The organism is Streptococcus sp. HMSC066F10 (assembly GCF_001813805.1).
Classification (GTDB): Bacteria; Bacillota; Bacilli; order Lactobacillales; family Streptococcaceae; genus Streptococcus; species Streptococcus vaginalis.
Genome location: NZ_KV813987.1, coordinates 1 through 293, shown reverse-complemented (window position 1 = coordinate 293; position 293 = coordinate 1). Strand labels below are relative to the sequence as shown.

General features: G+C 37.5%; 1 protein-coding gene. It reads left to right on the top strand.

The genetic code is table 11. The features are described from left to right. Positions 1-293, top strand: a 293-nt coding sequence (locus HMPREF2933_RS06250) for a transposase family protein (protein WP_148131523.1), incomplete at both ends; no start/stop codon positions are given.

Sequence of the window (293 nt, the reverse complement as noted above, 5' to 3'; positions counted from 1 at the left end):
TACATTTTATCACAAAACTCCTTGATATCAAAGATCCTAATATCCAAATTATAGATATCATCAATAAGGATACACACAAGGAAATCATCGCTAAACTGGACTACTACGCTCCTTCTTGTCCTGAGTGTGGAAGTCAAATGAAGAAATATGACTTCCAAAAACCGTCGAAAATTCCTTACCTCGAAACAACTGGTATGCCTACTAGAATTCTCCTTAAAAAGCGACGTTTCAAGTGCTATCAGTGCTCGAAAATGATGGTCGCTGAGACTTCTCTCGTCAAGAAGAATCATCAA